This window comes from Serratia sp. CY40230 (assembly GCF_052168835.1).
GTDB lineage: Bacteria > Pseudomonadota > Gammaproteobacteria > Enterobacterales > Enterobacteriaceae > Serratia > Serratia nematodiphila.
On record NZ_JBJNLX010000005.1, the window covers coordinates 425,104 to 450,837 of the forward strand.

The 25,734-nt window shown below is 60.0% G+C and carries 25 protein-coding genes; 14 read left to right on the plus strand and 11 right to left on the minus strand.

Annotation, left to right across the window (positions count from 1 at the left end):
* Positions 1-63: 63 nt before the first annotated feature.
* Both ACJ8IJ_RS19405 and dauA read left to right on the plus strand, forming a co-directional pair.
* Positions 64-549, plus strand: coding sequence for a heme-degrading domain-containing protein (locus ACJ8IJ_RS19405; protein ID WP_004941092.1), 486 nt, complete (start codon positions 64-66; stop codon positions 547-549).
* A gap of 232 nt (positions 550-781) precedes the next feature.
* Positions 782-2,470, plus strand: coding sequence for a C4-dicarboxylic acid transporter DauA (gene dauA, locus ACJ8IJ_RS19410; RefSeq protein WP_004941089.1), 1,689 nt, complete (start codon positions 782-784; stop codon positions 2,468-2,470).
* A gap of 47 nt (positions 2,471-2,517) precedes the next feature.
* Here dauA and kdsA read toward each other — a convergent pair whose 3' ends face one another.
* From kdsA to hemA, 6 genes are read right to left on the minus strand one after another with little or no spacing between them, the layout of a single operon-like run.
* Complete coding sequence (gene kdsA, locus ACJ8IJ_RS19415; RefSeq protein WP_131164327.1) at positions 2,518-3,372, minus strand: 3-deoxy-8-phosphooctulonate synthase; 855 nt, start codon at positions 3,370-3,372, stop codon at positions 2,518-2,520.
* Positions 3,373-3,430: 58 nt separating this feature from the next.
* On the minus strand, positions 3,431-4,240 hold the full coding sequence (sirB1, locus tag ACJ8IJ_RS19420; RefSeq protein ID WP_004941083.1) for an invasion regulator SirB1: 810 nt from the start codon (positions 4,238-4,240) through the stop codon (positions 3,431-3,433).
* Positions 4,237-4,638: a SirB2 family protein gene (locus ACJ8IJ_RS19425; RefSeq protein WP_171455054.1), complete on the minus strand. Its 402-nt coding sequence runs from the start codon at positions 4,636-4,638 to the stop codon at positions 4,237-4,239. The genes sirB1 and ACJ8IJ_RS19425 overlap by 4 nt, the downstream gene beginning before the upstream one ends.
* 40 nt (positions 4,639-4,678) lie before the next feature.
* The gene (gene prmC / locus ACJ8IJ_RS19430) at positions 4,679-5,512 is read right to left on the minus strand and encodes a peptide chain release factor N(5)-glutamine methyltransferase (protein ID WP_131164328.1); all 834 of its coding nucleotides are present in this window, start codon (positions 5,510-5,512) and stop codon (positions 4,679-4,681) included.
* On the minus strand, positions 5,512-6,597 hold the full coding sequence (gene prfA, locus ACJ8IJ_RS19435; protein ID WP_004941074.1) for a peptide chain release factor 1: 1,086 nt from the start codon (positions 6,595-6,597) through the stop codon (positions 5,512-5,514). The genes prmC and prfA overlap by 1 nt, the downstream gene beginning before the upstream one ends.
* Positions 6,598-6,628: 31 nt before the next feature.
* Positions 6,629-7,891: a glutamyl-tRNA reductase gene (hemA, locus tag ACJ8IJ_RS19440; protein ID WP_004941072.1), complete on the minus strand. Its 1,263-nt coding sequence runs from the start codon at positions 7,889-7,891 to the stop codon at positions 6,629-6,631.
* Between the two features lie 467 nt (positions 7,892-8,358).
* Here hemA and lolB point away from each other — a divergent pair, with 467 nt between their 5' ends.
* The 3 genes from lolB (at position 8,359) to prs (ending at position 10,967) form a co-directional block, all read left to right on the plus strand.
* Positions 8,359-8,982, plus strand: coding sequence for a lipoprotein insertase outer membrane protein LolB (gene lolB / locus ACJ8IJ_RS19445; RefSeq protein ID WP_004941069.1), 624 nt, complete (start codon positions 8,359-8,361; stop codon positions 8,980-8,982).
* Positions 8,979-9,845: a 4-(cytidine 5'-diphospho)-2-C-methyl-D-erythritol kinase gene (ispE, locus tag ACJ8IJ_RS19450; protein ID WP_154870815.1), complete on the plus strand. Its 867-nt coding sequence runs from the start codon at positions 8,979-8,981 to the stop codon at positions 9,843-9,845. Before lolB ends, ispE begins: the two co-directional genes overlap by 4 nt.
* Before the next feature lie 174 nt (positions 9,846-10,019).
* Positions 10,020-10,967 carry a ribose-phosphate diphosphokinase gene (prs, locus tag ACJ8IJ_RS19455; protein ID WP_004941061.1) on the plus strand — a complete coding sequence of 316 codons (948 nt, stop codon included), beginning with the start codon at positions 10,020-10,022 and terminating at the stop codon, positions 10,965-10,967.
* A gap of 185 nt (positions 10,968-11,152) precedes the next feature.
* Here the strand turns inward: prs and ychH are convergent, their stop codons facing one another.
* Positions 11,153-11,431 (minus strand): stress-induced protein YchH, encoded by a 279-nt coding sequence (ychH, locus tag ACJ8IJ_RS19460; protein ID WP_004941056.1) that lies wholly within the window; start codon positions 11,429-11,431, stop codon positions 11,153-11,155.
* 301 nt (positions 11,432-11,732) lie between these two features.
* On the opposite strand from ychH, the gene pth reads away from it, so the two are divergent.
* Entirely contained in the window at positions 11,733-12,323 is a 591-nt protein-coding gene (gene pth / locus ACJ8IJ_RS19465) for an aminoacyl-tRNA hydrolase (RefSeq protein ID WP_004941053.1), read from the plus strand.
* Between the two features lie 37 nt (positions 12,324-12,360).
* Here pth and ACJ8IJ_RS19470 read toward each other — a convergent pair whose 3' ends face one another.
* Entirely contained in the window at positions 12,361-13,890 is a 1,530-nt protein-coding gene (locus ACJ8IJ_RS19470; RefSeq protein ID WP_004941051.1) for a SulP family inorganic anion transporter, read from the minus strand.
* A gap of 334 nt (positions 13,891-14,224) precedes the next feature.
* On the opposite strand from ACJ8IJ_RS19470, the gene ychF reads away from it, so the two are divergent.
* A complete protein-coding gene (gene ychF / locus ACJ8IJ_RS19475; RefSeq protein ID WP_004941048.1) occupies positions 14,225-15,316 on the plus strand; it encodes a redox-regulated ATPase YchF in 1,092 nt (363 codons plus the stop codon).
* Positions 15,317-15,442: 126 nt separating this feature from the next.
* Here the strand turns inward: ychF and ACJ8IJ_RS19480 are convergent, their stop codons facing one another.
* Entirely contained in the window at positions 15,443-16,387 is a 945-nt protein-coding gene (locus ACJ8IJ_RS19480; protein WP_131164330.1) for an amidohydrolase family protein, read from the minus strand.
* 181 nt (positions 16,388-16,568) lie between these two features.
* On the opposite strand from ACJ8IJ_RS19480, the gene ACJ8IJ_RS19485 reads away from it, so the two are divergent.
* The gene (locus ACJ8IJ_RS19485; RefSeq protein ID WP_004941038.1) at positions 16,569-17,450 is read left to right on the plus strand and encodes a LysR family transcriptional regulator; all 882 of its coding nucleotides are present in this window, start codon (positions 16,569-16,571) and stop codon (positions 17,448-17,450) included.
* Between the two features lie 109 nt (positions 17,451-17,559).
* Here the strand turns inward: ACJ8IJ_RS19485 and ACJ8IJ_RS19490 are convergent, their stop codons facing one another.
* On the minus strand, positions 17,560-17,985 hold the full coding sequence (locus ACJ8IJ_RS19490) for a tautomerase family protein (RefSeq protein WP_004941035.1): 426 nt from the start codon (positions 17,983-17,985) through the stop codon (positions 17,560-17,562).
* Positions 17,986-18,151: 166 nt separating this feature from the next.
* On the opposite strand from ACJ8IJ_RS19490, the gene ACJ8IJ_RS19495 reads away from it, so the two are divergent.
* Positions 18,152-18,646 (plus strand): winged helix-turn-helix transcriptional regulator, encoded by a 495-nt coding sequence (locus ACJ8IJ_RS19495; protein WP_049188207.1) that lies wholly within the window; start codon positions 18,152-18,154, stop codon positions 18,644-18,646.
* Positions 18,647-18,653: 7 nt separating this feature from the next.
* On the opposite strand, the gene ACJ8IJ_RS19500 is transcribed toward ACJ8IJ_RS19495, so the two are convergent.
* Positions 18,654-19,226, minus strand: a complete 573-nt coding sequence (locus ACJ8IJ_RS19500) for a helix-turn-helix transcriptional regulator (RefSeq protein ID WP_286094058.1) — start codon at positions 19,224-19,226, stop codon at positions 18,654-18,656.
* Between the two features lie 486 nt (positions 19,227-19,712).
* Between ACJ8IJ_RS19500 and ACJ8IJ_RS19505 the strand changes: the two genes are divergently transcribed.
* The 5 genes from ACJ8IJ_RS19505 (at position 19,713) to ACJ8IJ_RS19525 (ending at position 25,726) form a co-directional block, all read left to right on the plus strand.
* Complete coding sequence (locus tag ACJ8IJ_RS19505; RefSeq protein ID WP_015377562.1) at positions 19,713-20,246, plus strand: fimbrial protein; 534 nt, start codon at positions 19,713-19,715, stop codon at positions 20,244-20,246.
* 88 nt (positions 20,247-20,334) lie between these two features.
* A complete protein-coding gene (locus ACJ8IJ_RS19510) occupies positions 20,335-21,057 on the plus strand; it encodes a fimbrial biogenesis chaperone (RefSeq protein ID WP_015377561.1) in 723 nt (240 codons plus the stop codon).
* Between the two features lie 20 nt (positions 21,058-21,077).
* On the plus strand, positions 21,078-23,609 hold the full coding sequence (locus tag ACJ8IJ_RS19515; protein WP_154870812.1) for a fimbria/pilus outer membrane usher protein: 2,532 nt from the start codon (positions 21,078-21,080) through the stop codon (positions 23,607-23,609).
* Between the two features lie 27 nt (positions 23,610-23,636).
* Positions 23,637-24,977 (plus strand): fimbrial protein, encoded by a 1,341-nt coding sequence (locus ACJ8IJ_RS19520; protein ID WP_197752727.1) that lies wholly within the window; start codon positions 23,637-23,639, stop codon positions 24,975-24,977.
* Complete coding sequence (locus tag ACJ8IJ_RS19525) at positions 24,977-25,726, plus strand: fimbrial biogenesis chaperone (RefSeq protein ID WP_187212326.1); 750 nt, start codon at positions 24,977-24,979, stop codon at positions 25,724-25,726. Before ACJ8IJ_RS19520 ends, ACJ8IJ_RS19525 begins: the two co-directional genes overlap by 1 nt.
* Positions 25,727-25,734 lie beyond the last annotated feature (8 nt).

Sequence of the window (25,734 nt, forward strand, 5' to 3'; positions counted from 1 at the left end):
CCGTCTATCTCACGACGCCCGCTTCAGGCTACTCTGTGCGTTGTGCTATCGGGGGAGAACCGCATGAATATCGACGATGAACTGCAAGCGCTCAGCGAACAGGAAGCGACGCTGGCCTTTACCCATTTTGACGCCGCCACCGCCTGGGAACTGGGCGCGGCGCTGAAAACCGCCGCCGAGCGGCGCGGCCTGAGCATCGCCATCGAGATCCAACTGGCCGGGCAGACGCTGTTTTATTACGCCATGCCGGGGGCAACGCCGGACATTGCCGACTGGGTGCGGCGCAAGCGTAATCTGGTGAACCATTTTCACAAAAGCTCTTACGCCATCGGCCTGCGCCTGCAGCAGCGGCAAACGTCGCTGGAGGAGCGTTACGGGCTGAGCGTGCGTGACTATTCGGTGCACGGCGGCGCCTTCCCGCTCACCCTGACCGGCCTCGGCTGCGTCGGCAGCATCAGCATTTCCGGCGCGCCGCAGAAGGAAGATCACCAGCTGCTGGTGAGCACTTTAGCCCATTTTCTCGGCTTATCCCTGCCCGCCCTGCAATAACCGTTAAAACCTTGACTGTCACCTTTCTTGTCAGCCGCAGAATCTGCGGCTGACTTCTCTATTATCGAAATTTAGCGCCGAACAAAAGGGCGACTCTCTGATTTCCTGCGCCAAATTGATGCAGGTCTGGTAATCCGCTGAACAAAAGGCGTATGGTATCTGTCACGTGACAAGACGGACCTCATCGGGCCCGCCATTCCTTTCACTTTTGAAGATTTGGTACGCACCGTAGATGAAAACGCATGAAATAAACAAAATTCGCCCCTTCAGCGCGCTGATAGACGCCTGCTGGCGGGAACCTTATAACCTGGCGCGGTTGCTGAAAGACGCTATCGCCGGGGTGACGGTCGGTATTATCGCCATTCCTCTGGCGATGGCGCTGGCGATCGCCAGCGGCGTGCCGCCGCAGTATGGTCTGTATACCGCCGCCATCGCCGGCATCGTCATCGCCGTCAGCGGCGGTTCGCGCTACAGCGTCTCCGGCCCCACCGCCGCCTTCGTGGTGATCCTCTATCCGGTCTCGCAGCAGTTCGGCCTGGCCGGCCTGCTGGTCGCCACGCTGATCTCCGGGGTATTTCTGCTGTTGATGGGGCTCGCGCGCTTTGGCAGGCTGATCGAGTACATTCCGCTGCCGGTGACGCTCGGCTTTACCTCCGGCATCGCCATCACCATCGCCACCATGCAGATCAAGGACTTCTTCGGCCTGCAGCTGACGCACACGCCGGAAAATTACGTCGGCAAGCTGTATGCCCTGCTGCAGGCGCTGCCGACGTTGGATTTCGGCGATACCCTGATCGGCGCCGTGACGCTGCTGATTTTGATCTTCTGGCCCAAGCTCGGCCTGCGGGTGCCCGGCCACCTGCCGGCGCTGCTGGCGGGCACCGCGCTGATGGGGCTGCTGACGCTGTTTGACCACCCGGTGGCGACCATCGGCTCCCGTTTCAGCTACCTGCTGGCCGACGGCAGCAGCGGCCAGGGCATCCCGCCGATCCTGCCGCAGCTGCTGCTGCCCTGGGATCTGCCGGGCGGCGGCGGGCAACCGTTCACCCTGAGTTGGCAAACCGTTTCCGCGCTGCTACCGGCGGCATTTTCAATGGCAATGCTCGGCGCGATTGAGTCGCTGCTGTGCGCGGTGGTGCTCGACGGCATGACCGGCAAGAAACATAACTCGAACAGCGAATTAATCGGCCAGGGTGCGGGCAACATCATCGCGCCGTTCTTCGGCGGCATCACCGCGACCGCCGCGATTGCCCGATCGGCCGCCAACGTGCGCGCCGGCGCCACCTCGCCGGTGTCCGCCATCATCCACGCACTGCTGGTGCTGTTGGCGCTGCTGGTTCTGGCGCCGTGGCTCTCTTATCTGCCGCTGGCGGCGATGGCGGCGCTGCTGTTGATGGTAGCCTGGAACATGAGCGAGGCGCACAAAGTGATTTACCTGCTGCGCCGGGCGCCGAAGGACGACATTCTGGTGCTGCTGCTGTGCATGTCGCTGACGGTGCTGTTCGACATGGTGATCGCCATTACCGTGGGCATCGTGTTGGCGTCGCTGCTGTTTATGCGTCGCATCGCCCGCATGACGCGGCTGAGCGAGCTGAGCGCCGACGATGGCCGCCTGGTGCTGCGAGTGAATGGCCCGCTGTTCTTCGCCGCCGCCGAGCGTATCTTTAGCGAACTGTTGGCACGCAGCGAGGGCTACCGGACGATCGTGCTGCAGTGGGATGCGGTGCCGGTGCTCGACGCCGGCGGCCTGAACGCCCTGCGGCGCTTTATCGACGTGCTGCCGGCGGATAAAAAGCTGGTGATCACCGACGTGCCGTTCCAGCCGCTGAAAACCCTGGCGCGCGCGCGGGTGCAGCCGATCGAGGGCCGCTTGCAGTTCTACCCGACGCTGCCGGAAGCGCTGGCGGCCACCGGCGCCTAAACGTAAAAAAGCCCGACGCGTCGGGCTTTTTTTTTGGCGATGAGCGCTTAGTTGCTGGTATCCAGCTCCGGGAAGCTCTTCACCAGGTCGTCGATGGCTTTCATCTGCACCAGGAACGGTTCCAGCTTGTCCAACGGCAGCGCGGACGGCCCGTCGCACTTGGCGTTGTTCGGATCCGGGTGCGCTTCGAGGAACAGCCCTGCCAGGCCAACCGCCATACCGGCGCGCGCCAGCTCGGCCACCTGGGCACGACGGCCGCCGGACGCGGCGCCGAACGGATCGCGGGTCTGCAGCGCATGGGTCACGTCGAAGATCACCGGATGGCCACCGGTCACGTTCTTCATCACGTTGATGCCCAGCATGTCGACCACCAGGTTGTCATAGCCAAAGTTGCTGCCGCGATCGCACAGGATCACCTGGTCGTTGCCGCCCTCTTTGAACTTGTCGACGATGTTGCCCATCTGCCCCGGGCTGACGAACTGCGGCTTCTTGACGTTGATCACCGCGCCGGTTTTCGCCATCGCTTCCACCAGATCGGTCTGACGCGCCAGGAAGGCCGGCAGCTGGATCACGTCAACCACTTCAGAAACCGGCTGCGCCTGTGCCGCTTCGTGCACGTCGGTGATGATTTTCACGCCGAAGGTTTTTTTCAGCTCTTCGAAGATCTTCATCCCTTCTTCCAGGCCCGGACCGCGGTACGAGTGAATAGAAGAACGGTTGGCCTTGTCGAAAGAGGCTTTGAATACATAAGGAATGCCCAGTTTTTGCGTCACGGTGACGTAGTGCTCGCAGATGCTCATCGCCAGGTCGCGCGATTCCAGCACGTTCATACCGCCAAACAGCACAAACGGCAGATCGTTTGCTACGTCGATGTCGCCAATGCTAACCACTTTCTGTTTCATGCTTTCGCCTTTGTTAAGGTTGTAACCGTCGCCTTGCAAACTGCACGGAGTCATTGAATTAATGCAGCGTCACCTGTTTCGGTTCAATCGAATGGATCTGCACTTTGATCACCTCGCTGACCGGATCTTCAGGACACTGCTCGACAAAATAGTTGAGATCGGAAATCGCGATATGGTTGCACTCCAGCTGGGCATAAATCAGCCCGCGGTCGCGGATCTCGTACGGATCTTCCGGATCGAAGCACAACACCGTTTCACTGGTGCGCAGCGCCATTTCCAGCTGCTTTTCTTCCATCAGAGCGGCCTTCAGCGTATCCAGCATCTTGCGCACCACCATGATGTTCTCGGATTCGTCGAGATCGTCGTCTTCCAGCTCGGCACCCAAGCCCAGGTTGCCCTTAATCCACACTTCCAGCTGGTGTTCGCTCAGGGTTTCGCCGTTCAGCGGGTTGATCAGCCACAGCTCTTCATCCAGCCAATCGGCGCGCAGGATCAGCTGAGTGGGGAAAATCACCGGCAGCAGCGGCAGATCCAGCGCGTTGGCGATGTGCAGGAAGATGGTGCCGAGCGAAACCGGCGTGCCCTGCCGCCCCTCCAGCACCTTGTCCAGCCAGATGGCGTCCGACAGGCGGTACACGCCGCTGGCGCCGCCGAATCCCCAGGTCTTGTAGAACAGTTCAATGAGCGCATCCAGTTGCTGCTCCTGAGTGATATCGGTCGGCACCACCGCGCGCGCTTCGTCCACCAGCTGTTGCAGCTTGCGCTCCACGTCGGCAGCCGGGAAATCGCGCCGCACCGACTGCGACACCAGGATCACCCCTTCGCTCAGCGGCGAGGTGTTAAATTCAAAATCAGCAATGCTACTCATAGGTATCCCATCAGAAACGGTATTTTCGTCGTGGCAAGTTTAATTATCAGGTACAGGCAGCCCAACGCCAGCACGAACGCCACGGTTCGCAGCCGCTGACTTTTGGTCTTCTTGCCCAATGCGACGTAGCCAAGCAGGATATAGATAATAACGCCAAACAGCTTCTCGGTCAGCCATGAGTCCATACCCAGCAGTGGATAAAACCCGAACGTCACCACCAGCGCGATGCCGCTGACGAACAGCAGCGTGTCATTCAGGTGCGGCGCTATCTTGACCCAGCGGCGGCCCATGATCGGCGAACGGCGCCACTGCCAAAAGAAACGCAGCACAAACAAGGTAATACTGATGGCGACCGTCAGCAAATGGAAATGTTTCAACGCGGTGTATGCAGTCATGATGCTCCCTTAAATGGCCCGGGCGTCGTTATTATGAGGGCGCTTATCCCGGCCATTGGCCGAGTGTCACGCGGTCGTTGTCGCCGTAATCACGGTGGGTGGCGACAGCGGAAAATCCGGCGGCCTGCAGCAACGCGCGCACGCTCTCACCCTGCTGCCAGCCATGTTCCAACAGCAGCCAGCCCTGCGGCTGCAGATAGTGCGGCGCCTGGCACACGATGGCGGCCAGATCGGCCAGCCCGTTCTCGGCGGCCACCAGCGCGCTGCCCGGCTCGAAGCGCACGTCGCCCTGCGACAAATGCGGATCGGCGGCGTCGATATAGGGCGGATTGCTGGCGATCAGCGCGAAACGTTGCCCCGCGACGGGCGCAAACCAGCTGCCCTGTAAAAATCGGACGTTGTCGATCTTCAGCTTGTGCGCATTGTGCTGCGCCAGCGCAACCGCCTCCGGCTGCACATCGACGCCGATAGCCGAACAATCCGGGCGCTCGCTGGCCAGCGCCAGCGCGATGGCGCCGGTGCCGGTGCCGAGATCGAGGAAGTGGCAGGGTTGCGGCGGCAGGCGCGCCAGCGCCAGTTCCACCAGGCATTCGGTATCCGGGCGCGGGATCAGCGTCGCGGGCGAGACCGACAGCGGCAGCGACCAAAACTCGCGCTCGCCCACCAGATAGGCCACCGGCTCACCGCATTCGCGGCGCGCCAGCAGCGTCTCCAGCTGCTGTTGCTGCGGCGGCGTCAGCAGGGTTTCCCCGAACGCCATCAGGAAGGTTCTGGCCTTGCCGGTCACGAAACCCAACAGGATTTCCGCGTCGCGCCGGGCGCTGTCGCTGTGGGTCAAACGCGCGGCGGCGGCTTGCAGCCAGTGTTGATAATCCATCACTCTTGCTCGGCGGACAGCGCCGCCAGCTGATCGGCCTGATACTCCTGCACGATCGGCTGGATCAGCATGTCCAGTTTGCCTTCCATCACCTCGTCCAGACGGTAGAGCGTCAGGTTGATGCGGTGGTCGGTCACCCGCCCCTGCGGGAAGTTGTAGGTGCGGTTACGGTCGGAACGATCGCCGCTGCCCAGCAGGTTGCGGCGAGTGGACGCCTCGGCTTGCTGGCGCTTGGCCATCTCGGCGGCGCGAATGCGCGCGCCCAGCACCGACATCGCCTTGGCTTTGTTTTTGTGCTGTGAACGTTCGTCCTGGCACTCCACCACGATGCCGGTCGGCAGGTGGGTAATGCGGATCGCCGAATCGGTGGTGTTAACGTGCTGACCGCCGGCGCCGGAGGAGCGGAAGGTGTCGATTTTCAGATCGCCCGGGTTGATGTCCGGCAGCTCGGCCTCCGGCACTTCCGGCATCACCGCCACGGTGCAGGCGGAGGTGTGGATGCGCCCCTGGGATTCGGTTTCCGGCACGCGCTGCACGCGGTGGCCGCCGGATTCAAACTTCAGCTGGCCGTACACGCCGTCGCCGGAAACTTTGGCGATCACTTCTTTGAAGCCGCCGTGTTCGCCTTCGTTGGCGCTCATCACCTCGACGCGCCAGCGGCGGCCTTCGGCGTAACGGCTGTACATGCGGAACAGATCGCCGGCGAAGATCGCCGCCTCATCGCCGCCGGTGCCGGCGCGCACTTCGAGGAAACAGCTGCGCTCATCATCCGGATCTTTCGGCAGCAGCAACACCTGCAGCTGCTGTTCCAGCGCTTCGCTGGTCGCCCGCGCCTGTTTCAGCTCTTCCTGCGCCATCTCGCGCATTTCCGGATCGTCCAGCATCATTTCCGCCGTCTCCAGATCCTCCTGCACCTGACGCCATTCCAGGAAGCAGCGGCTGACGTCGGTCAGCTGCGCGTATTCTCGCGACAGCGCGCGGAACCGGTCTTGGTCGGCGATAACGCCGGCATCGCCGAGCAGCGCCTGCACTTCTTCATGGCGCTCTTGTAACGCTTCCAGTTTGGCAACAATAGAAGGCTTCATGCGTGGTAATAAACCCTGTTAATAGAGAAAACTAATGCTGATCCAGCCCAAGGCTGTCGCGTAATAACTGCAACCGCTCCACGTCACCGTCGCCGGCGGCCTGCTGGAGGGATTTGGTAGGGGCATGAATAAGACGGTTGGTCAGTTTATGGGCCAGCTCGTGAATAACCTGCTCCACGTTAGCGCCCTGCGCGATGGCGGCCAGCGCTTTGGCCTCCATCTCTGCGCGGATCTGGTCGGCCTGCGAGCGGTAGTCGCGGATGGTTTCCACCGCGCCCTGCGAACGCAGCCAGGCCATAAAGTTGGTGCTTTCCTGCTGCACGATCGACTCCGCCTGCACCGCCGCCGCTTTGCGCTGCGCCAGATTGCTTTGAATGATGGCGTGCAGATCGTCCACGCTGTACAGATAAGCGTTGGCCAGTTTGCCGACCTCCGGCTCGATATCGCGCGGTACGGCGATATCCACCAGCAGCATCGGCTGGTTGCGGCGCGCTTTCAGCGCCCGCTCCACCATCCCCTTGCCGATGATCGGCAGCGGGCTGGCGGTGGAACTGATAATGATGTCGGCGTCCGCCAGGCGTTCGTCGATCTCCGGCAGGGTGATCACTTCCGCGCCGACTTCCTCCGCCAGCAATTGCGCGCGCTCGCGGGTGCGGTTAGCGATGATCATATGCCGCACTTTGTGCTCGCGCAGGTGGCGCGCCACCAGCTCGATGGTTTCACCGGCGCCCACCAGCAAGACGTTGAGATCGGCCAGCGATTCGAAAATCTGCCGCGCCAGCGTACAGGCGGCGAAAGCAACGGAAACTGCGCTGGCGCCGATTTCGGTTTCGGTGCGCACGCGCTTGGCGACGGAGAAGGATTTCTGGAACAGGCGCTCCAGCTCGCCGGACAGCGACTGGCCGCGTTGCGACTCGGCGAAGGCCTTTTTCACCTGGCCGAGGATCTGCGGTTCACCCAGCACCAGCGAGTCCAACCCGCTGGCCACCCGCATCAGATGGCTGACCGCGTCGTTGCCTTGATGCCAGTAGAGGCTTTTCTTCACCTCTTCCGGACGCAGGTTGTGGTAGGCGCACAGCCAGGCGACCAGCTGCTCGTGCATGTGCTCCTGTTGCTCCACGCTGAGATACAGCTCGGTGCGGTTGCAGGTGGACAACACGACGCCACCCTGCACCAACGGTTGTTGGAGCAAGCTGGTCAGCGCCTCATCGATGGACTCTGGCGAGAAGGTCACCCTTTCACGCAGAGAAACCGGAGCGGTTTTGTGATTTATACCTAACGCCAGCAGGGTCATTGCTTCGAGTAATACTTCTGTTGGTACGGGTTCTCGTTGAGCGGCATTCTACTTGATGCGCGGGATCAATAAAAGTAACAACCGCATCTTCCGTTCAATCGCTGTCATAGACGACATCAATTAATGAATAAGTAATAAATACAGCGGGATAAATAGTCAAAGGGTAGGTTGATGGTTTAAATTTTAGCGCAGTTTGCGAAGACGCGCACGCTATTCGGCGCACATAACGGCGGCGTTTGCGCAACTCTGCACCGCTTATCGGGAGCGCCTCCCCCGCCTTCAGGCGATTGTGTTACGCTTAATGGCAACCCCGACACGCGCGCCGCGTTGGCACTACGCCGATAAACGCGGCAAGATTCAACGCGATGCAGCAAAAAATTGACGCGCCGCCGCCGCCCCGTTAGCGTGAGCGCTGAATCCGGGTTTCGTCGCGCATGCCCGCAAGGACAAAAGGACAAGAAAAAGTTATGCCAATACGCAAAGTTAGTTTGCTCCGTCTGATCCCGCTGGCCAGCCTGGTGCTGGCCGCCTGTACCACCACCAAGCCAACCGGCCCGGCCACCAGCCCGACCTCACCGCAGTGGCGCGCCCATGAGCAGGCGGTGCAGCAGCTTAGCACCTATCAGACCCGCGGCTCCTTCGCCTACTTGTCTGATCAGAAAAAAGTCTATGCCCGCTTCTTCTGGCAGCAGTTTTCGCCGGAGCGCTACCGCCTGCTGCTGACTAACCCGCTGGGCAGCACGGAAATGGATCTCAACGTACAGAAAAACGTGGTGCAGCTGACCGACAACCAGGGCAAACGCTACGTCAGCGACAACCCGGAAGAGATGATCCGCAAGCTGACCGGGATGGCGATCCCGCTGAACAACCTGCGCCAGTGGATGGTCGGCCTGCCGGGCGAAGCCAGCGACTTTGCGCTGGATGACCAATATCGCCTGAGCAAACTGACCTACCAGCAAGGCGGTCAAACCTGGAAGGTGGATTACCAGAGCTACAGCACCGAGGTGCAGCCGACGCTGCCGAACCGTCTGGAGCTGCAGCAGGGCGACCAACGCATCAAGCTGAAAATGGATAACTGGACGCTCAAATGATCCGCCAGTGGCCCTCCCCCGCAAAGCTCAACCTGTTTCTGTACATCACCGGCCGTCGTGAAGACGGCTATCACCTGCTGCAGACGCTGTTCCAGTTTTTGGACTACGGCGACACCCTGACCATTGACCCGCGCCAGGACGATCGCATTCACCTGCTGACGCCGGTCGACGGCGTGCCGGACGAGCAGAACCTGATCGTGCGCGCCGCCCGCCTGCTGCAGCGCTATTGTGATGAACAGGGTCTGCAGACCGCAGCGCGCGGCGCCGACATCAGCATCGATAAGCGCCTGCCGATGGGCGGCGGTTTGGGCGGCGGCTCCTCCAACGCCGCCACCGTGCTGGTGGCGCTCAACGAACTGTGGCGCTGCGGCCTTGACGACGGCCAACTGGCAGAGCTGGGGCTCAGCCTTGGCGCCGACGTGCCGGTGTTCGTGCGCGGCCACGCCGCCTTCGCCGAAGGCATCGGCGAGCGCCTGCAGCCGGCCGAGCCGCAGGAAAAATGGTATCTGGTGGCGCATCCTGGCGTCGGCATCCCGACGCCGCTTATCTTCGGCGACCCCGAATTGAAAAGAGACACCCCGGTTCGCTCCTTAAGTGAGCTGTTGCAGGCGCCGTACGCAAATGATTGCGAACCGATCGCAAGAAAACGTTTTCGCGAGGTTGAACAGCTTCTTTCATGGCTGTTAGAATACGCCCCGTCACGCCTGACTGGCACAGGTGCTTGTGTGTTTGCTGAATTCGACACAGAAATCGCCGCCCGTCAGGTGTTAAATCAAGCCCCGGAGTGGTTGTGTGGTTTTGTAGCGCGCGGCGTTAACGTCTCCCCACTACATCGCATTCGTTCCGGGCGGTTTGAGTCGTAGCTCAACGTTTCGCTGCGCAGGGTCATGCACACCTGGCCCTGTTATCCCTGCGCTGCCTGCGGTCTCAATTTTAGTTTTACATACCCGTATGTATATTGCGCCGGCCTCGCCGACTGCCCCTTGGCGATGTCGTATGACAATATCTTCTCTGGACGCAAGCCTGAGGTTCTTCTCGTGCCTGATATGAAGCTTTTTGCTGGTAACGCCACCCCGGAACTAGCACAACGTATTGCCAACCGTTTGTACACCAGCCTTGGTGACGCCGCTGTAGGTCGTTTTAGCGACGGCGAAGTGAGCGTGCAAATCAACGAAAATGTACGCGGCGGTGATATTTTCATCATCCAGTCCACCTGTGCCCCGACCAACGACAACCTGATGGAACTGGTTGTGATGGTCGACGCCCTGCGTCGCGCCTCCGCAGGTCGTATTACCGCCGTTATCCCTTACTTCGGCTATGCCCGCCAGGATCGCCGCGTGCGTTCCGCGCGTGTGCCAATCACCGCCAAGGTGGTTGCCGATTTCCTCTCCAGCGTAGGGGTTGACCGCGTTCTGACGGTGGATCTGCATGCTGAGCAGATTCAAGGCTTCTTCGACGTACCGGTAGACAACGTGTTCGGCAGCCCGATCCTGCTGGAAGACATGCTGCAGCAGAACCTGGAAAACCCGATCGTGGTTTCCCCGGACATCGGCGGCGTCGTGCGCGCCCGCGCTATCGCCAAACTGCTGAACGACACCGACATGGCCATCATCGACAAACGCCGCCCGCGCGCGAACGTTTCTCAGGTGATGCACATCATCGGTGACGTGGCAGGCCGCGACTGCGTGCTGGTCGACGACATGATCGACACCGGCGGCACCTTGTGTAAAGCGGCTGAAGCGTTGAAAGAACGCGGTGCCAAGCGCGTATTCGCCTACGCGACGCACCCGATCTTCTCCGGCAACGCCGTGGACAACATCAAGAACTCGGTGATTGATGAAGTGATCGTCTGCGACACCATTCCGCTGTCGCCGGAAATCAAGGCACTGAAAAACGTTCGCACTCTGACCCTGTCCGGCATGCTGGCTGAAGCCATCCGCCGCATCAGCAACGAAGAGTCGATCTCTGCGATGTTCGAGCATTAATTCGTCGTCTTTCCGGTGCGGCGCCCACTGCGCCGGAAAGATAGCGCGCCCGACAGCAGAAAAAGAAAAACCCGTTGGTGCGCGAGCAACAACGGGTTTTCTACTTGTAGTCCGACATGACCTCAAACCTTAATGCACGGCAGATGTTCCCTTGCCCCGCTCTTGCTTCCCTTCTGCTTTTTTAATCAATGCGACGAACGATGTTGATCGTTGCGGCACCGTTTATCAAAGTGTTTTACCCACCAGTAGCGATCCGCCACCTGTTCGCGGCCGCCGATACGCGCGCCCACCAGCCACAACAGCGCGCCGACAAAGATGCTCATGATGGCACCGTGGGCGAAAAATTGCGGCAGATTGAACTGGGATACTTCAGCAATAATTGAGTATCCGACACCGCCGATCATCACGACCAGCCCCAGCCCCATAAAAAAGTTGCCCACTCTGTCCGCGCTTCTACGTTTCATATGCCACCTCCATGATTGCCATGTGCCAACCGGGATAACGCTGCAACTTGTTAACCCACTTTGATAAGTTAAGTATAGTCCCTGTTGCGGCAAGGGGATTGCGGAGGCGATCACAAATGGTAAAGAATTATTGACACTTCTTAACACAGCGCTGAAAATTAGCGGACAAATTGAATTATTCAGCTAATGAATCATTCGTCTTTCTTACCCAGGGTGACGGCAGAGAGCGGGTTTTGTCATTCATCGCCCCGACAGGTAGACTAAGGCCCTTTCCATTACCCTGATCATAGCGAATCTCCCAGTGAGCAGTATTAAATTGATAGTCGGCCTGGCCAACCCGGGCGCGGAATACGCCCAGACACGCCACAACGCCGGCGCCTGGTACGTCGATCTGCTGGCCCAGCGCCACAATCAGCAGTTAAAAGAAGAGAGCAAGTTCTTCGGCTACACCGCCCGTTTGAACCTGGCGGGCAACGACGTGCGCCTGCTGGTGCCGACCACCTTCATGAACCTGAGCGGCAAAGCGGTGCTGGCGATGGCCAACTTCTACCGCATCGAACCCAACGAGATCCTGGTGGCGCACGACGAGCTGGATCTGCCGCCCGGCGTGGCCAAAATCAAGCTCGGCGGCGGCAACGGTGGCCACAACGGCCTGAAAGACATCCAAAACAAGTTCGGCAACAACCCGAACTTCTATCGCCTGCGCATCGGTATCGGCCATCCGGGCGACAAGAACAAGGTGGTGGGCTTCGTGCTCGGCAAACCGCCGGCCAGCGAACAGAAGATGATTGACGAAGCGATCGACGAGTCGCTGCGCTGCACCGAAATGCTGATGAAGGACGGGCTGGAAAAAACCGTTCAGCGCCTGCACAGCTTCAAGGCGCAGGCCTGATCCTTGCCGCAGCGGGCGCCCTGCCCGCTGCCTGCTTTTAGCCGCGCGGGTTGAAGGTTTCCTCGCCCACCCGGCTCTCATCGGCGGTGAAGCCCTCTTCCGCCACGTAATACTGCGGATCGTCCAGCTCATGGCTGCAGAACGGCCCGGCGCGCTTGAGCAGGCGCACACAGTCAGCGCTCAGGTGGCGCAGACGAATGCTTTTCCCCGCCGCCAGATAACGCGCCGTCAGCTTATCGATCGCCTCCACGCCGCTGGAATCCATCACCCGGGTGCCGGCAAAATCCAGCACCACGCTCTGCGGATCGTTCTGCGGATCGAACAGCTCGGCGAAAGCCGCGGCGGAGCCGAAGAACAGCGGGCCATCCAGTTGATACACCGCCACGTCGCCCGTCACCTGCCGCTGGCGCACGCGGATGCGCGCCTGCTGCCAGGCGAACACCAGCGCCGAGATAATCACCCCGCTGATCACCGCCACCGCCAGATCGGTAAAGATGGTGATCAGCGTGACGACGATCATTACCAGCGCGTCGGCTTTCGGCATGCGGCGCAAGCGGCGCAGCGAGCTCCACTCGAAGGTGTTGTAACACACCACCAGCATCACCCCGGCCAGCGCCGCCACCGGCAGCAGGCCGATATAGCGCGACAGGCTGACCACGAACAGAATCAGCAGGATAGCGCCCACCGTGCCGGAGATGCGCCCGCGCCCGCCCGAGGTGAAGTTGATGATCGACTGGCCAATCATCGCGCAGCCGGCGAAGCAGCCGAACAGGCCGCATACCGCGTTACCGGCGCCCTGCGCGATACTCTCGCGATTGCCGTTGCCCTTCTTGCCGCCCATTTCATCCAGCACCGTCATGGTCAGCAGCGATTCAATCAAACCGACCAGGGCGATCACCACCGCATAGGGCAGCACCACCCGCACCATCTCCAGGGTAAACGGCGCCGTCGGCAGACTAAAGTGCGGCAGCGCGCCGGAAATGTCCGCCAGATCGCCCACCCGCAGCGTGTGCAGGTTGAGGCCGATCGCCAACGCCGAGACCACCAGCAGCGCCGCCAGCGAAGACGGAATGGCTTTGGTCAGGCGCGGGAACAGCACCACCACCGCAATCGCCAGCGCCACCAGGCCGTACATCAGCGGCCCCTGCCCGGCGATCATCTTCAGTTGCGCCAGCATGATGACGATCGCCAGGCCGTTGACGAAGCCGTGGATCGCCGGCAGCGGCACCAGACGAATGAACTTGCCCAGCCGGAAGGCGCCGATCAGGATTTGAATCGCCCCGGCAAACAGCGTGGCCCACAGCACGTAACCCATGCCGTACTGCGCCGCCAGGCTCATCAGCACCACCACAATGGAGCCGGCGGCGCCGGAAACCATGCCCGGTTTGCCGCCGAACAGCGCCGTGACCAGGCCGATAATAAACGCGGTATGCAAGCCGACAATCGGCGAAAGACCGGCGACCAGCGAAAAGCCGACCGCCTCGGGGATCATCGAAACCGCCACCACAAAGCCCGCCAGGACTTCATTTTTAACGTCCGCGATCCTGACGTTACTCAGATTAAACATACATTATTCACTTATGACAGATGACATCATCTCCCCGCGTAGCGGGTATGGGGAGCCGCAAGGGGCGGCAGACTGCAGGCGGGCACAGCTCAGGGTGGCGTAGGCAAGAAATACATCCGGCGCGTTTCCTGTCGGTTAATCGGAATGGCCAGTATGGGTAAATGTGATCCAAATCTCAAATAAAAACCGGCCGTCCGCGCTGCGTTCGCCCCGGCCAAGCAAGTCTGATCGAGATAAACGCCCATTACGTGTATAATGGCGGCATTATTTTGCCCTTTATGCAGTCGGTTAAATCTAACCAACTGATAGTTAAGATATTTAAGGTGATTACAACATGGGATTCAAATGCGGTATCGTCGGCCTGCCTAACGTAGGCAAATCCACCCTGTTCAACGCGTTGACCAAAGCGGGCATTGAAGCAGCCAACTTCCCGTTCTGCACCATTGAACCGAACACCGGTGTGGTGCCGATGCCCGATCCGCGTCTGGATAAGCTGGCCGAGATCGTCAAGCCGCAGCGCATTCTGCCAACCACCATGGAATTCGTCGACATCGCCGGCCTGGTGAAAGGCGCGTCTAAAGGTGAAGGCCTGGGCAACCAGTTCCTGACCAACATCCGCGAAACCGAAGCCATCGGCCACGTGGTGCGCTGCTTCGAGAACGACAACATCATCCACGTCAACAACAAGGTCGATCCGGCCGAAGATATCGACGTCATCAACACCGAGCTGGCGCTGTCTGACCTGGACACCTGCGAACGCGCCATCCACCGCGTGCAGAAAAAAGCCAAAGGCGGCGACAAAGACGCCAAGGCCGAGCTGGCGGCGCTGGAGAAATGCCTGCCGCACCTGGAAAACGCCGGCATGCTGCGCGCGCTGGATCTGACCGCGGAAGACAAAGCGGCGATCAAATACCTGAGCTTCCTGACCCTGAAGCCGACCATGTACATCGCCAACGTCAACGAAGACGGCTTCGAGAACAACCCGTACCTGGACACCGTGCGTAAAATCGCCGATGCCGAAGGCTCCGTGGTAGTTGCCGTGTGCGCCGCTGTGGAATCCGATATCGCCGAGCTGGAAGACGAAGAGCGCGACGAGTTCATGGCCGAGCTGGGCCTGGAAGAGCCGGGCCTGAACCGCGTGATCCGCGCCGGTTACGAGCTGCTGAACCTGCAAACCTACTTCACCGCCGGCGTGAAAGAAGTGCGCGCCTGGACCATCCCGGTCGGTGCCACCGCCCCGCAGGCGGCCGGCAAGATCCACACCGACTTCGAGAAAGGCTTTATCCGCGCGCAAACCATCGCCTTTGACGACTTCATCACCTACAAGGGTGAGCAAGGCGCCAAAGAAGCCGGCAAAATGCGTTCCGAAGGTAAAGACTACATCGTCAAAGACGGCGACGTGATGAACTTCCTGTTCAACGTCTAACCCCTTCCCCGCAGCGTTTCTCTCCGCTGCCGGAAACGGAAAAATCCACGCTTCGGCGTGGATTTTTTATTTTCGGGAAGGAACCGCCAGCGCTAAAAGCAATGCGGCATCGCCCCAGCGGAACCTTTATTTATTTAACCGAGGGAAAAGCGCCAGACCGTTATTCCGGTTGAAACTTGCTTTCTGCGCATCCGTCAGGTTTGTCTCGGCGTCGAGAATATGATTAAACTTAGCGGCGACGGACTCCGGCGCATAAGGATAATCGCTGCCGAACAGAATATTATTATGATTCGCAAACGTCAGCAGGCTGGAGAGTGCATTCGGGCCGGAAGACAATGCGGTATCAAAATAAAAACGCTTAAATTTATCGTTCAATTCCTGAGCTGTAGGCCCATTTGGATTAAGCGATTCCGCCAGCAATGTAAAACGCAAAGCGGCATAAGGCAGGAACCCGCCGGCATGCGAAAGAATAATTTTCACGTTAGGATAATTGTCCATAACGCCGTTCAGCACCATATGGACGGCATTGCGGGTAGTATCAAACGGATAATCAACCATGGGGCCCGGAACGCCATCCAGCAAATCCATGATGGGATGACCAGGGTGAATGAAAACAACGGCAGAGCGTTGGTTAAGCGCCGCCCAAAGCGGAGCCCACTTTTTATCCCCTAAATAAACCCCTTCATAGTTGGTTAATAACACCACGCCATCGGCTTTCAGCATATCCAGTGCATACTCCACTTCCAGCACCGCCCCCTCAACGTCCGGCAACGGCACGGTCGCGAAGTTACCAAACCGCGTAGGGTATTTCGCCACCAGATCCGCCGTATACTCATTGACTTTTCTGGCCATATCGCGGCGCGCCTGGCCTTCCCAGCCAACCACGCTCGGCGCGGTTAACGACAGGACGCTGGTCGCTATTTGCTGTTTGTCCATATAGCCCAGATGGTCGTCCGCCGTCCATTTGGGCAGAGACCAACCGGATGGATCGCCGCCGTGGCTGGGCAGCGCGCTGCCCCAAAAAGGTGGGACCAGGTGAGTATGAACATCGATTCTGGCTAATGAATTCATTTAACGCCTCCACTATGCATATATTCGGTCTTTGAAACAGATAGCAACATGCTGAGTGTTGTTGACTAACCCGCATTCCAGAAATAATCTACACTTTAACGTGAGTTCTATTAGAGGGTATTTTCATGGTCGCTATATATCCAATTCATTTTTTTGAACGACTGATGCAGGAATCTAATCCATGAATTTTCGCCATATCCAGGCATTCCTGGCTCTCGTTGAAGAAAAACATTTCGGCAAGGCGGCTAAGCGAATTCATGTTACACAGTCGGCTTTCAGCATGCAGATAAAAGCGCTGGAAGAAGAAATTGGTGCACCACTTTTTATTCGCACCAACCGCAATGTCGAACTAACCGAAGTAGGAGAGATATTTTTAAAAAATGCGCCGGATATTTATGAAAAAATAAAAAGCGCGCTTGACGAAACCAAAGCAGCAGCGAAAGGTGAGAATGGCAATGTGCGCATCGGATTTGTCGGCAATGCCGTCGCGGCGGGATTAGTCACCGCCGATATTCATCGATTTAAAGCAGAGCATCCCGGCGTTAACTTCCGCGCCAAAGAGATGTCTTACTGGAAACAAATCGATGAGATTGTCAACGGAAATATCGACGTCAGCTACTGCCCCAATCTGGATCTCAAAATCCCACCGGGGCTCGGCCTTATACCCATTAAAAAGTTTGACTGGGTCGTCGTGATTCAGGAAGACTCCGATCTGGCGAAAAAAGAGACCTTGAAAAAAGAAGACCTCTCGGGACGAGACTTTATCATCTACTCGGAAAACAGCGGAGACGATGGTCAGCTCCGTATCCTGAAAGCCATTCTTGAAGAAGACGTCCAGGTTTCCTATCGGCTGGACAGCACACTAAGCGTGCTCGCCATGGTGGCTTCTGGCCTGGGCATCGCTATCGTTCCTTCTACACTATCCTCAATCAAGCTGCCTAACATTACCTACAGAGCGATCCCCGATGTCGATAACGTGACTGAGTTTTTTTTCATCTATCGTGAGAATGAAAAATCCGCCATTGTTAATGCCTTCATATCAGATGTAAAAAGTAATCTATGACTTTCGTCGATTTCTCCTCCCCCCACGCTTAATCTCGCCCTCTTTGAACGCGAAGATAAAAGCCGACACTCATCGCTGCCTTTAAGCATTGGGCATTCCGAAAACGCCGCTACCCCTCCCACGCCGAAGGCCGATTCTCGCTGCGCCATTTCTCCCCCGCCGCCGTCCCCGGCGCCGGCGGTTTCAATCCGTCTATCGTCCACAGCGAGAACGGCGTTTCGTCCACGTGCAGCTCCCAGCGCAGCCCGCGTGCGGCGATGTAGGGTTGCAGGATGCGGGTGCAGGCCGCCAGGAATTGCTGCTGCTCCGCGTCGTTGTCCATGGCGCGCGCGATATGGTCGATGGTCACCCGCACGAAATCATCGGCCGCTTCGCCGCCGAGATACGCCGATCCTGGCGGCAGCGCGTGGAAAAAGACGTTGACGTAGAAACGCGGCAAAAAGTCCTGATACAGGGCGGTGACCTTCTGCGCGATCGCGCGTTTATCGGCGGCGCTGAAGGCCGGCTCCGGGTGGTAAATCTGCCACAGTGGCATAACGTTATCTCCTCGGTGAAGGCTGGGGTTTTCGGCCGGCGTTCAAGCCATTAGCCGTTGTTAAACTAAAACTCCAATAATAAGAGTAATAACTCCAATTATTGAAGTTATCAAGCCGAGGCGATAACATTCTCGGCAATCAGGCGGCAAGCGGAGGTAAGGCAACGTGAAAGCAAAAGGGTTTGAAGGCATGACGTGCTCGGTGGCGCACGTGCTGTCAGCACTGGGCGATCGCTGGGGCGCGATCCTCATGCGCGATCTATTGCTGGGGCTCTCGCGCTATGACGATTTGCGCCAATCGACCGGCATCACCAACAATACGCTGACCGATCGCCTCAAGGCCCTGGAAAGCCACGGCCTTATCGAAAAGCGGCAATACCAGACGCGTCCCGATCGCTACGAGTATCTGCCGACGGAGAAGGGAAAAGATCTCGGGCTGCTGGTGATGGCGATGATTCAGATTGGCGACAAATGGAATCTGTCCGAGCTGGCCGGGCCGCCGCTGCGCGTAGTTGACCGCGTGACCGGCCACCCCGCCACCCTGCGCGTGGTAGATGCCGTGACCGGCGAATCTCTGCCGCCGCAAAGCCTGACGCTGGCCGCTGGGCCCGGCGCCGATGAGATTACGCGATGGCGGCTGGCCGTAGGCCAGGCCCGTTAACGGCGCGCTACAGCAGCGCAATCATCTTCAGCAGTTCCACCCGATTACGGATGCCGAACTTCTTGCCGGCATTGTTGAGGTGCGAATAAACGGTTTTCGGGTGCAAATTCAGCCGCCGCGCGGTCAGGCGGATATCTTCCGTACGGGCGGTTTCACACAACACCGCCGCCTCGCCAGGCGTGATCGCCGCCGCCCGATGCCGGCTCACCACGCGCCGTTCGCCCGTCTCTTCACGGCGGACTAGCGCCGCGCAGGTTTCCCGCACCACCCGCAGCGCTTCCCGTTTGTGCAAAATCGCATCCGGCTGCGCCGCCGCGATAAATGCCAGGATCAGCGGCGAAGTCTTATCGACGAAGAACAGTATCCGGACGCCTTCATATTCAGCACGTGAGGCGTGAATAAATCGCAAATACGCTTCGAACCGGTAAATTTCATGGGGAAAATCCATGATAATTAAATCAGGCGCAGGGCTTATATTTTTAATGATATTAATATTGGGCGAGGATAAGGTTATCATTCCTTCTCCCAATAATGTTTTCATCCCCAAACGGCATAGCGGCGAACCGTCGATATAAATCACTCTCACTTTAATTCTCCTTATCAGCGTGAAAGTATGCTTCCATACCTCAGGCGGCTTGTCGCTGCTCTTTTTTGGGGTAATTCGCCTGCAAAGCACACCGATATAAAACAACTTGATAACATGTTTTTCAAATAATCACGCAACAGCCAGCACTTTGATGAATACGCAAAAAAGGCATGAATGTTTCAAATTATTTCATAAACAAAAACCGACGATCCAATAAAAACGCAACGCAATGATATAGATCTATTTTCCATTTTGTATGATATAAGCAAAAATGAAAATAAATGTAACAACCCGCACCGCCAACTTATTACCATGCGGAAAACACCTATAGGGAAAATTCTTAGTTTGTTAGGATGAAAATCCATGTTTGCCGACGCGTTTAAAAAACAATTGCGCAACATGATTAATCAACAAACGCACGTCAGTAATTTATTACTGTCAGGAAAGCTTTTCTCTAAAGTTAATTAAAGGGTATTTCACATGAATGTTAAATTAGTCGCATTATCCATGCTGGCTCTCTCCGGCGCCTGTGCGGCCGCCTCGTCCAATACCGTGCAATTCAAAGGCGAAGTCAGCACGCAAACCTGTTCGGTGAATATTAACGGCAACCAATCCAACCCGGTCGTGTTGCTGCCGACCGTCGCCGCCAGCAAACTCGCCACCAAAGGCGCCACCGCCGGCGACACCACCTTTACCGTTAACGTCACGGGTTGTGCGGCGGCCACCAGCGATACGGCGATCAAAACCGTGCTGGCGGGCAACAACCCGACCACCAACGGCAACCTGGGCAACGCGGGCGATGCGGCCAAGGTGTCCATTCAACTGCTGGACAGCGACGCCACCACGCCGCTGTCGTTCGCCAGCGGTTCGACCGTCACCACGTCGGCGATGACGCTGGCGAAAGACGCCACCTCCACCTCGCAAAACCTGGTGGCCCGCTACTACGCGGAAGACACCGGTGTGGCGGCCGGTTCGGTGATCGCCACCGCCCAGTTCGCCATTAGCTACAAATAAGCCGGCGTCAGGCGCCATACCTGTTGATGCCAGCGCCGTTCCTTAGCGGACGGCGCTGAATGACTCGCTCCTTTATCGGTTCACGTTTATGCCGCAGATATCCCGTTCCGCCCGCCGATGGGCCGCCCTGTCGCTTTGCCTGATGAGTTTTGCCGCCACCCACGCCTTGGCCAGCGTAACGCTGCTCGGCAACCGCGTGATCTACCCCGCCGAGGCGCGGGAGAAAACGCTGCAGTTCACCAACGATGACGGCGCCCCGGCGCTGATGCAGATCTGGCTCGACATCAACAACCCGCAGTCCACGCCGGAAAACGCCGATGCGCCCTTTGTCGCCTCGCCGCAAATCTTCCGCATGGATCCGCACAGCGGGCAAATGGTGCGGCTGTCGTTCGTCGGCCAGCCGCTGGCGCGCGATCGCGAATCGCTGTTCTACCTCAACTTCCTGCAGGTCCCCGCCGTGCGTCAGACGGACAGCGACAAGAACAAACTGCTGCTGGTGGTCACCAACCGGCTGAAGGTGTTCTATCGCCCGGCCGGGCTGGCCGGCGACGCCAACCACGTCATCGATCGCCTTAGCCTGCGCCAGGTCGGCAACGCGCTGCGCGTCGACAACCCGACCGGCTACTACGCCAACGTCAGCCAGGCGGTAATTCTGAGCGGCGCGAAGCGCAGCGCCATTCCACAGGCGGATCTGATCCCGCCGTTTTCACAGGCCAATTGGCCGGTGAACGGGGAAGTGCGGCAGGTCGCGCTGCGCGTCATCAATGACTACGGGGTGGAAATCACGCGCACCCTGAACGTCGCGCGCTGAAACCAGACAGGGAGGTTTTCATGTTCGATGTCCGCAAGGCGACGCCGCTGCCCGCACGCTGGTGCTGCGCGCTGCTGGCGCTGCCGTTGGGCTGCGCCGCCGCCGACGGCTACACCTTCGATCCTGCGCTGCTGCGCGGCAGCGTGCTGAGCAACAGCGCCCTGAGTCAGTTCAACCAACAGGACGCCGTCGCCCCCGGCAGCTATCAGATCGATCTGTACCTCAACGGCCAGTTTCTCGAGCGCGATCAAATTCGCTTCGTGCGCGCAGGCCAGCAGGTGCTGCCCTGTTTCGATCGCCCGCAGCTGACGCGCTTCGGGCTGAAGAATCCGCCTGCGGCCGAGGCGGAATGCCTGCTGCCCGGCCGGGATCTGAAGGACATCATGGTGAACGCCGATATCTCGCGGCTGCGGCTGGATCTCAGCATTCCGCAGGCGCTGTTGAACGGCCGGCCGCGCGGCAGCGTCAACCCCGCCAGCCTGGACAGCGGCGAATCGATGGTCTTTGTCAATTACAACCTCAACCAGTACCACGTCAGCTACCGGCAGGGGCAAACCCGCGACCTCGATTCGACCTACGCTAACCTGAACGGCGGGTTCAACCTCGGGCTATGGCGCTACCGCCAGCAGTCCAGCTACCGCTACGATCGGGAGTTCGGCGGTCACCTGGACACCAGCCGCCGCTACGTGCAGCGCGCAATCCTGCCCTGGCGCAGCGAAATGCTGTTGGGCGAAGGCTTTACCGACGGGCACTTCTTCTCCGGCCTGGGCTTTCGCGGCATTCAGCTCAGCTCGGACGATCGCATGCTGCCGGATTCACAGCGCGGCTATGCGCCGGTGGTGCGCGGCGTGGCGAAAAGCAACGCGCGCGTGACGGTGCTGCAGGGTAAAAGCACGCTGTACGAAACCACCGTGGCGCCGGGACCGTTCGCCATCAACGATCTGTACGCCACCAACTACGCCGGCGATCTGACCGTGGTGGTGACCGAAGCCGACGGCAGCGTCAGCACCTTCACCGTGCCGTTCGCCGCGGTGCCGGAATCCATTCGCCCCGGCCAGTCGCGCTACTCCGCCATCGTCGGCCGTTCCCGCTACGTCGGCGACAACGATCTGTTCAGCGAAGTGACCTGGCAGCACGGCCTGACCAACGCCCTGACCTTCAACCTCGGCAATCAGCTGGCGGACGGCTATCAGGCGATGATGCTGGGCGGCGTGTACAGCAGCTGGCTGGGCGCCTTCGGCATGGATACCACCTATTCCCACGCCAGCCTGCCGGACGGCGGCGCCTCCGGCTGGATGCTGCACCTCTCTTACAGCCGAACCTTCAGCCCGACGGACACCACCTTATCCATCGCCGGCTACCGCTACTCCACTGAGGGTTTCCGCGATCTCAGCGACGTGCTCGGCGTGCGGCGCGCCGCCGTTACCGGCCAAAACTGGCAGTCCGACTCCTACCGCCAGCGTTCGCGTTTCGAGGTGGCCGTCAATCAGGGCATGGGCGCGTTCGGCAGCCTGACGATGTCCGGCTCGACTCAGGACTACCGCGATCAGCGCGGCCGCGACAATCAGCTCCAGCTGGGCTGGGGGAAAACCTTCGGCAACGGCGTGGCGCTTAACCTCTCCGTCACCCGCACCCGCAGCTTGGGCTACAGCAACGGCGACTACCGCGGCTACGGGCCGCTGGATAACGTCTACAGCGCACCGCTGGCGCAGAACGCGCAGACCGTCACCGCCCTGTCGCTGAGCTTCCCGCTCGGGCGCTCATCATCCGCCCCCAGCGTCTCGCTGCTGGCCAACCACAGCCAGGGTCAGGGCGGCAACTATCAGGCTGCGCTGTCGGGCAGCGTCGGCGACGAACAGCCGGTCAGTTACGGCCTGAACTTCACCACCGACGACGATCGCCAACAAAGCGTCTGGGGCGGCAACCTGCAAACCCGCCTGCCTTACGCCAACGTCACCGGCTCGTTCTCCACCGCGCGCCAGTACCGACAAGGCTCCCTGTCGCTGCAGGGCGCGGTGGTGGCGCACCGCGGCGGCGTGACATTAGGGCCGTATGTCGGCGACACCTTCGCCCTGATCGAAGCGCCCGGCGCCAGCGGCGCACGGGTGATGGACGGCCAGGGCGCGCGCGTCGATCGCTTCGGCTATGCGCTGGCGCCGGCGCTGGTGCCCTATCACTACAACACCGTCGCGCTGAACCCCGAGGGCATGAACGACAAAGCGGAACTGGAAGACGGCCAGCGGCGCGTGGCTCCTTATGCCGGTGCCACGGTGCGCCTGCACTTCAACACCGTGCGCGGCCAGGCGCTGCTGATCACCGCACGGCGGCCCGATAACGCACCGATCCCGATGGGCGCCAACGTCCTTGACGCGGCAGGCAACAGCGTGGGCATGGTCGGCCAGGCCAACCAGGTGTACCTACGCAGCGATCGGAGCGCCGGCGAACTGACGCTGAACTGGGGCGGCGCGCCCGGCCAGCAGTGCACGCTGCATTATCGCCTGCCCGCCGCGGAAGACAGCCCGATTCAGCGGCTCAGCGCCCCGTGCCGTTAGCCCGTTTAACTTATCTCAGGAGAGACGATGAAACACATTTCTTATCTGGTCGCCGCCCCGGCGCTGTTCGCCCTGTCGCTGTTCGGCGCCCCCGCGGCGCTGGCGCAATGCACGCGGGTCGCCCCCTGGATCGACTCCGGCTGCGATCCTTGCGGGGTGGGCACGGCGCTGGGCCGGGTCAACCTGACCAGCACTTACCTGCAGCCCGTCGGCACGCCGCTCGGCACCAGCGTGTTCGATCTGACCTCCGGCACCCGCTATCCCGATCCCAACAAGGTGCTGTATGAATGCGATGCCGGCGATGTCGGGCAAATTTATGAAGTCTTCGCCACCAACGGCGACGATCGCGTCGGCGGCTATTACGATCTGGGCGCCCAGGACGGCAACCCCAACTATTACGCCACCTACTTCCCTTACGTCGGCATCCGTTTGACCCACCTGGATTCCGGCAAGGTTTTTACCCGTTACTGGCAGTCGGCGCCGATTACCCGCTACGCCACCGTCGGCAACAAAATCCAGATCCGGGTGAAAGACTTCAGCGCCATCCGCGCCGATCTGATCCGCATCAGCTCGCTGCCGGGCGCGGGCGCCAGCAACTACTGCGGCTACAGCGCCGGCAACCCGCTGGTGGGCATGGCGTCGACCACCGGCAATTCGAACTATACCTGCACGCAGCCGAACGGCTATGTCACCTTTCAGGGGCCCGGCATCGCTTCGGATCCTATCGGCAGCGATTCCGCCACCAACTACGCCACCTGGGGCACCGGGCGCTGGAACGCGATGGGCATGGGCACCGCACCGATCTCCTCATTGACCTATACCGCCACCTGCGTGGCGCGCAACGTCACGCCGCTGGTGATCCTGCCGACCATCTCCGTCAGCCAGCTGACCGCCGGGCAAACCTCTCAGGCGCAGTTCACTATCAATATCGAATGCGACAACGCCGCCGTGTCCGGCGTCAGCAGCAACAATACCGCCCTCGGCCTGCAGGTACCGTATGAAAGCTATGTCGCGGCGCAGCAGCTCGGGCTGGTCAGCGCCAACGGCGGCGTGAGCTACCTGCTCTCCAGCGGCTACGGCACCGACAGCAGCATCGCCACCGGCGTGGGCATCGCGCTCGCCAACGCCGGCAACGGCGCGCCGATGAACTTTGTCGGCTGGGCGCGCTGCAGCGCCGGGCAATGCCCGCAGGGCAACGACGCCGGCTGGTACCCGGTGCTCAACGGCGCCAGCGGCGGCGGCAGCACCGCAGCGGGGTTTACCCACTACACCACCCAGCTCACCGCCACGCTCGCCCGGCTGCCTGGCCAAACCGTCACCGCCGGCAAGGTGGACGCCAGGGCCTACGTTTGGGTTAAGGTGCAATGATGGGAAAGAGATGCCTGATTATGGGATGCGCCCTGCTGCTGGCGCTGGCTTCCATCGGCGCGCAGGCGGGCATCATCGCCTCCGCCACGCGGGTGATCTTTCATGAGGGCGAGACGGAAAAAACCCTGATGCTGCTCAACACCAACGGCTACCCGATCGTGGCGCAAACCTGGGTCGATAACGGTGACGTCAACGCCGCCCCCGAACTGTCCCGCGCGCCGTTTGTCACCCTGCCCAGCGTGTTCGCCCTGCAGCCTTCGGCGCTGAAAGGGCTGCGGATCCTGTTTGCCGGCGCTAACCTGCCCGCCGACCGGGAGTCGGTATTCTGGCTCAACCTGTATGAGATCCCGCCTAACCCGCCGACCACGCCGCCGCTGGCGTCGCGCGTGACGCTGGCGATGAACACGCAGATGAAGATCTTCTACCGGCCCAGAGCGCTGCAGGGGAAAGCCGAGAACGCGACCGAGGCCGTCTCATTCACGCTGCAAAAATCGCCGGACGGTTATCTGCTGCGCTGTCAAAACCGATCGGCGTTTTATCTCTCGTTCGCGCGCATCGCCGTGCACGCCGACAGGCGCGATTACCCGGTGCGGCAAGAAAGCGACATGATGACCGCGCCGTTCAGCACGCGAGATTATCACCTGGACGGCGTTGCAGCGCCGACACTCCCTTCTCAGGTCACCGTTCAGGCCACTCTCATCAACGACCAGGGCCAACAGATCGTCAAGCCATACACAGCAAACCCATAACGATAAAA